Source organism: Nocardioides sp. 31GB23 (assembly GCF_040012395.1).
Taxonomy (GTDB): Bacteria; Actinomycetota; Actinomycetes; order Propionibacteriales; family Nocardioidaceae; genus Nocardioides; species Nocardioides salarius.
On sequence record NZ_JBDYKJ010000121.1, the window covers coordinates 1 to 5431 of the forward strand.

Below are 5431 nucleotides of genomic sequence, written 5' to 3' on the forward strand. Positions count from 1 at the left end.
GGGGAGATCTGGGCCGGTCGCGCGGGGAGGTGAGGTCCGGGGGCGGGGTGCGTGGCAGTCTCGAGGCCATGAGCCTCCACGTGGTCGTCGCCGGGTCGTCCGGCTTCCTCGGCACCCACCTGCGCCAGGCGCTGCGCGAGCGCGGGCACCGCGTCACCCGGCTGGTGCGCAGCCCCACCAGCGAGCAGGACGCCTCGACGTGGGACCCGTACGCCGGCGTGGTCGACCGCGACCTCGTCGGTGGCGCCGACGTGGTGGTCAACCTGGCCGGGGCGCCGCTGATCGGCAACGTGCACTCCGACAAGTGGGCCCGTGAGGTCCGCGAGAGCCGGGTGCGCACCACCCGGCTGCTGGCCGAGACGATCGCGGGGTCGACCCGCCCCCCGGCGTACCTGGCCGGCAACGGCATCGCCTTCTACGGCGACCACGGCGACCGGCCGCTCACCGAGACCTCCGAGAGCCGCGGCGACGCGCTGCTGACCGACGTGAGCCGCGAGTGGGAGGCCGCGGCCGCCCCGGCTGCGGCGGCCGGCTCGCGGGTGTGCGTGCTGCGCACCTCGCCGGTGATGGACCGCCGCAGCCCTCCGATGAAGCAGCTGGTGCCGCTCTTCAAGCTCGGCCTCGGCGGCCGGCTGGGCAGCGGACGCCAGCACATGGCGATGATCTCGCTGCGCGATTGGGTCGGGGCCGTGGTGCACCTGGCCGAGCACGACAGCGCCGCCGGGCCCTTCAACATGTGCTGCGAGACGACGCCGACCAACGCCGAGTTCACCGAGACCCTGGCCTCGGCACTGCACCGGCCCAGCTTCGCGACCGTGCCCGCGCCGCTGCTGCGCGTGGGCGCCGGCAAGATGGCGCCCGAGCTGCTCGGCTCGCTCAACGTGCGCCCCGAGGCGCTGCTGGCGGCCGGCTACACGTTCCGCGACCCCGACGTCGCCGCGGTCGTGGAGACCGGCCTCGCCACCCGCGACTGATCCCTCACCAGCCCAGCGGGCGCACCGACGCCATCTGCCACCCGTCGCCGCTGCGCCGCAGCACCAGCGCCCGGGCGGTGGGCCGGTCCTGCGGCAGCACCCGTCGTACGCCGCTGCCGACGGCGACGGCGCCCACCAACCGGTCGGTGACCCGCAGGACCAGCCGGCGACCCTCGTCGTGCACCACCTCGAGAGCCAGCACCTCCACCGCCATCCCCCGCACCCGCAGACCGCGCTCGAGCCACGCGTCGAGCATCCGCAGGTCGCGTGCCCCGGCCAGCGAGCCGGCGGTGTAGAGGTCGGCGAGCCCGTCGCGGTCGCCGCGGCGCCAGACCGCCGCGCGGCGCTCGTCCCACGCGGCCAGCACCGCCCGGGCCCGCCGCTCCCCCGCGTCCTGCGTCGTCCCGGTCGTCGGTGCTCCGAGCACGACGGGCTGCGGACCCGCCGACGCGGGGCCGGCCAGCAGCACCAACAGGAGAGCCGCAGCGAGGGCACGGCAGAGGGCACGGGTGGGCCGGGACGAGAAGCGCATGACCTCCTCCTTCCCCACCGGGCCAGCGCCCACCACGCTCTCCACAGGCGTAGGCTCGCGGGCATGAGCGAGGCGGCGTACGAGCAGGAGAGCGTGCAGTTCGAGGTGGCCGGCCTGGGGCCCGACGCGGTCGACTACCTGTCCGCCTGGGAGCTGCAGCGCGAGGTGCACGCCCAGGTGGTGGCCGGTGAGCGACCCGGCACCGTGCTGCTGCTCGAGCACCCCCCGACCTACACCGCGGGCAAGCGCACCGAGGCCCACGAGCGCCCCCTCGACGCCGGTGGCGCGCCGGTGATCGACGTCGACCGCGGCGGCAAGATCACCTTCCACGGCCCCGGCCAGCTGGTCGCCTACCCGATCGTGGCGCTGCCCGACCACGTCAAGGTCGTCGACTTCGTGCGCCGCATGGAGGAGGCGATGATCGCCACCTGCACCCACTTCGGGGTCGAGACCGCCCGGGTGCCGGGGCGCAGCGGTGCCTGGCTGCGCGCCGACGAGCGGGCCGGCGAGCGCAAGATCGGTGCGATCGGCATCCGCGTCAGCCGCGGGGTGACCATGCACGGCATCGCGCTGAACTGCGACGTCGACCTCGGCTGGTACGACCGCTTCGTGCCCTGCGGCATCGCCGACGCCGGGGTGACCACCCTGAGCCTGGAGACCGGGCGGCGCGTCGGCGTCGAGGAGGCGCTGCCGGTGCTGCGCACCCACCTCGCCGAGATGCTCGCCTGGGACGACTACCGCCCGACCCCTGACTACGAGCCGCGCCCCGAGCCGGGCCGCGCCCCGCGCATCGAGCTGGTGACGCCGGGCGGGTGACCCGCCCCGACGGCGCGTCGCGAAGGTAGAGCGGCGCGGCTCTGCCACGCTCGCGCCGTGAGCACGACGAGCGGCCCCGCGGCCGGCCCCGGGCACGACCTGGTCATCGAGACCTCAGCGCTGCGCAAGGAGTTCCGCACCCGCAAGGGGCGGACCCGGGTGGCGGTGCAGGGCCTCGACCTCGCGGTGCCCGCCGGCGGCGTGCACGGCTTCCTGGGCCCCAACGGGTCGGGCAAGACCACCACCATCCGGATGCTCCTGGGCCTGGCCCGCGCCACCAGCGGCACGATGCGCCTCTTCGGGCGCCCGGTGCCCGACGAGCTGCCGGCTGTGGTCGGTCGCGTCGGTGCGGTCGTGGAGTCGCCCAAGTTCTCCCCGAACCTGACCGGTCGGCAGAACCTGCTGCTGCTCTCGCGCTCGATCGGCGCGCCCGACACCCGGGTCGACGAGGCGGTCGAGACCGTCGGGCTGACCGGGCGCGACGGCGACCGGTTCCGCTCGTACTCGCTGGGCATGAAGCAGCGTCTCGCGATCGCCGCCACGCTGCTCAAGGACCCGGCGCTGCTGATCCTCGACGAGCCGACCAACGGGCTCGACCCGGCCGGCATCCGCGAGATCCGCGACACCATCCGCGACCTGGGCGAGCGCGGCGTGACCGTGCTGCTCAGCTCGCACATCCTCGCCGAGGTGCAGCAGGTCTGCACCTCGGCCACGATCATCGGCAACGGCCGGCTGCTGGCCTCCGGCACCGTGGCCGACCTGCTGGCCGCGGGTGCGGCGTACCGGGTCGAGGTGGCGGCGCCCGGCGAGGCCAGACGAGTGCTCGAGGCGGCCGGGCACCCGACCACCCACGGGCCCGACGAACGCTCGTTCCTCGTCGAGACCGAGCAGCCGGCCGAGGTGACCCGGCTGCTCGGCGAGGCCGGCATCTGGCTCGAGGGGCTGAGCGCCCAGCGCCAGGACCTCGAGAGCTACTTCCTCGAGCTCACCGCCGCCGACACCCTGGGCCAGACGATGGGCCAGACGATGGGCCAGACGGGCGGCGCGGCATGAGGGCGCTGCTGCGGGTCGAGGCCACCCGGCTGCGCTGGCGCCGAGCGGTGGTGCTGCTGCTGGTGGCCGCGGTCGCGGTCCCCGCCTTGGTCCTGGCCTCGGTCGCGTGGAGCACCCGCCCGGTCTCCGAGGCCGAGCAGGACCAGATCCTCTCCGAGCGGTACGTCGCCAAGGAGGTGCGCCGCTGCGAGCGGCAGCCCGAGAACTACCTCGGCTACGAGCCGGGCAGCGGCGACGCCGTCCAGCTCGAGCAGGCCTGCCGCGCCGAGCTCCTCAAGTGGTACGGCGGCCGCGCCACCCTGCGTCTCGAGGCCGAGACCCGCGAGGGCTCGCTGCTGGGCGTCGTGGCCGTGGTCGGGCTGCTGATGCTGCTGGTGGGCACCACCTTCGTGGGGCACGACTGGGCCTCGGGATCGATGAGCAACCAGCTGCTCTTCGAGCCGCGCCGGGCCCGCGTGTGGGCCGCCAAGGCGGTCGTCGTCACGCTCGTCGGCGCCCTGGTCGCCGGGGCGGTGCTGGCGGCGTACTGGGCCGGGCTGTGGGCGCTGGCCGCCTCGCGCGACCTCGCCACCGGCGGCGGTGTCGTCGGCGACGGCTTCGAGGTCGTCGCCCGCGGGGCGCTGCTGGCCGCCGCCGGCGCGCTGGGCGGCTACGCGCTGACCATGCTCTTCCGCAGCACCGTGGCCACGATCGGCGTGCTCTTCGCGGTCTCGGTCGTGGGCGGCACCCTGATCGGCCTGCTCGGCAGTGCCGGCGGCAGCACCGAGCGCTGGCAGCCGCAGCTCAACGTGCTGGCGTTCGTGACCAACGACCTGCGCTACTACGACGACAGCGACCTGCCCGAGGAGTGCTTCACGCGCCGGGGCGGCTCGGGCGAGGAGTGCAACGGCGAGCGGGTGCTCACCGCGACCGACGGCGGGCTGTACCTCGGGGCGCTCCTGCTGGGCGCCGGCGCGATCTCCCTGGGCTCCTACCGGCGCCGCGACGTGCCCTGACCCGGCCGTCGGGCCGCTCTACCGCCGGGTACCCGGCCGACTCGGCCACGGCTGGGCCCGCGGCGTACAGTCGAGCGCGTGACACAGGCACCTGCACCCGAAGGCCGCAAGCTCCTCCGACTCGAGGTCCGCAACGCCGAGACCCCCATCGAGCGCAAGCCGGAGTGGATCAAGACCCGCGCCAAGATGGGCCCGGCCTACAAGGAGCTGCAGAGCCTCGTCAAGGGCGAGGGCCTGCACACCGTGTGCCAGGAGGCCGGCTGCCCCAACATCTTCGAGTGCTGGGAGGACCGCGAGGCCACCTTCCTCATCGGCGGCGACCAGTGCACGCGGCGCTGCGACTTCTGCCAGATCGACACCGGCAAGCCGCAGCCCCTCGACCGCGACGAACCGCGCCGGGTCGCCGAGTCGGTGCAGAAGATGCAGCTGCGCTACGCCACGATCACCGGCGTCGCCCGCGACGACCTGCCCGACGGCGGTGCCTGGCTCTACGCCGAGACCGTCAAGGTGATCCACGAGCTCAACCCCGACACCGGCGTCGAGAACCTGATCCCCGACTTCAACGGCAAGCCCGACCTCCTGCAGGAGGTCTTCGAGAGCCGTCCCGAGGTGCTGGCCCACAACGTCGAGACCGTGCCGCGGATCTTCAAGCGGATCCGCCCCGCGTTCCGCTACGAGCGCTCGCTCGACGTCATCACCCAGGCCCGCGACTTCGGCCTGGTCACCAAGTCGAACCTGATCCTGGGCATGGGCGAGACCCGCGAGGAGGTCAGCCAGGCCCTGCGCGACCTGCACGAGGCCGGCTGCGAGCTGATCACGATCACCCAGTACCTGCGCCCCTCCGCGCGCCACCACCCCGTCGAGCGGTGGGTCAAGCCCGAGGAGTTCGTGGAGCTGAAGGACGAGGCCGACGAGATCGGGTTCTCCGGGGTGATGTCCGGACCGCTGGTCCGTTCGTCGTACCGGGCCGGACGGCTGTACCGTCAGGCGATGGAGGCGCTGTCTCTTATACAAATCTCCGAGCCCACGACACCCAGGCTCATCTAGTAAGCCGTCATCTG

Annotated in this window: 6 protein-coding genes; 5 read left to right on the forward strand and 1 reads right to left on the reverse strand. The window is 73.9% G+C overall.

All coding sequences use genetic code 11. From position 1 onward, the window contains the following. Positions 1-68: 68 nt before the first annotated feature. A complete protein-coding gene (locus ABKW28_RS22430; protein WP_348613451.1) occupies positions 69-974 on the forward strand; it encodes a TIGR01777 family oxidoreductase in 906 nt (301 codons plus the stop codon). Positions 975-978: 4 nt separating this feature from the next. Here ABKW28_RS22430 and ABKW28_RS22435 read toward each other — a convergent pair whose 3' ends face one another. Then, positions 979-1506: a hypothetical protein gene (locus tag ABKW28_RS22435; protein WP_348613453.1), complete on the reverse strand. Its 528-nt coding sequence runs from the start codon at positions 1504-1506 to the stop codon at positions 979-981. Positions 1507-1569: 63 nt separating this feature from the next. Between ABKW28_RS22435 and lipB the strand changes: the two genes are divergently transcribed. The 4 genes from lipB to lipA all read left to right on the forward strand — a co-directional run bounded on the left by lipB (position 1570) and on the right by lipA (position 5417). After that, positions 1570-2322 (forward strand): lipoyl(octanoyl) transferase LipB, encoded by a 753-nt coding sequence (lipB, locus tag ABKW28_RS22440; protein WP_348613455.1) that lies wholly within the window; start codon positions 1570-1572, stop codon positions 2320-2322. Between the two features lie 57 nt (positions 2323-2379). Further along, a complete protein-coding gene (locus tag ABKW28_RS22445) occupies positions 2380-3375 on the forward strand; it encodes an ABC transporter ATP-binding protein (RefSeq protein WP_348613457.1) in 996 nt (331 codons plus the stop codon). After that, entirely contained in the window at positions 3372-4370 is a 999-nt protein-coding gene (locus tag ABKW28_RS22450) for a hypothetical protein (protein ID WP_348613459.1), read from the forward strand. The genes ABKW28_RS22445 and ABKW28_RS22450 overlap by 4 nt, the downstream gene beginning before the upstream one ends. Before the next feature lie 78 nt (positions 4371-4448). Next, positions 4449-5417, forward strand: coding sequence for a lipoyl synthase (gene lipA / locus ABKW28_RS22455; protein WP_348613461.1), 969 nt, complete (start codon positions 4449-4451; stop codon positions 5415-5417). Positions 5418-5431: the final 14 nt, after the last annotated feature.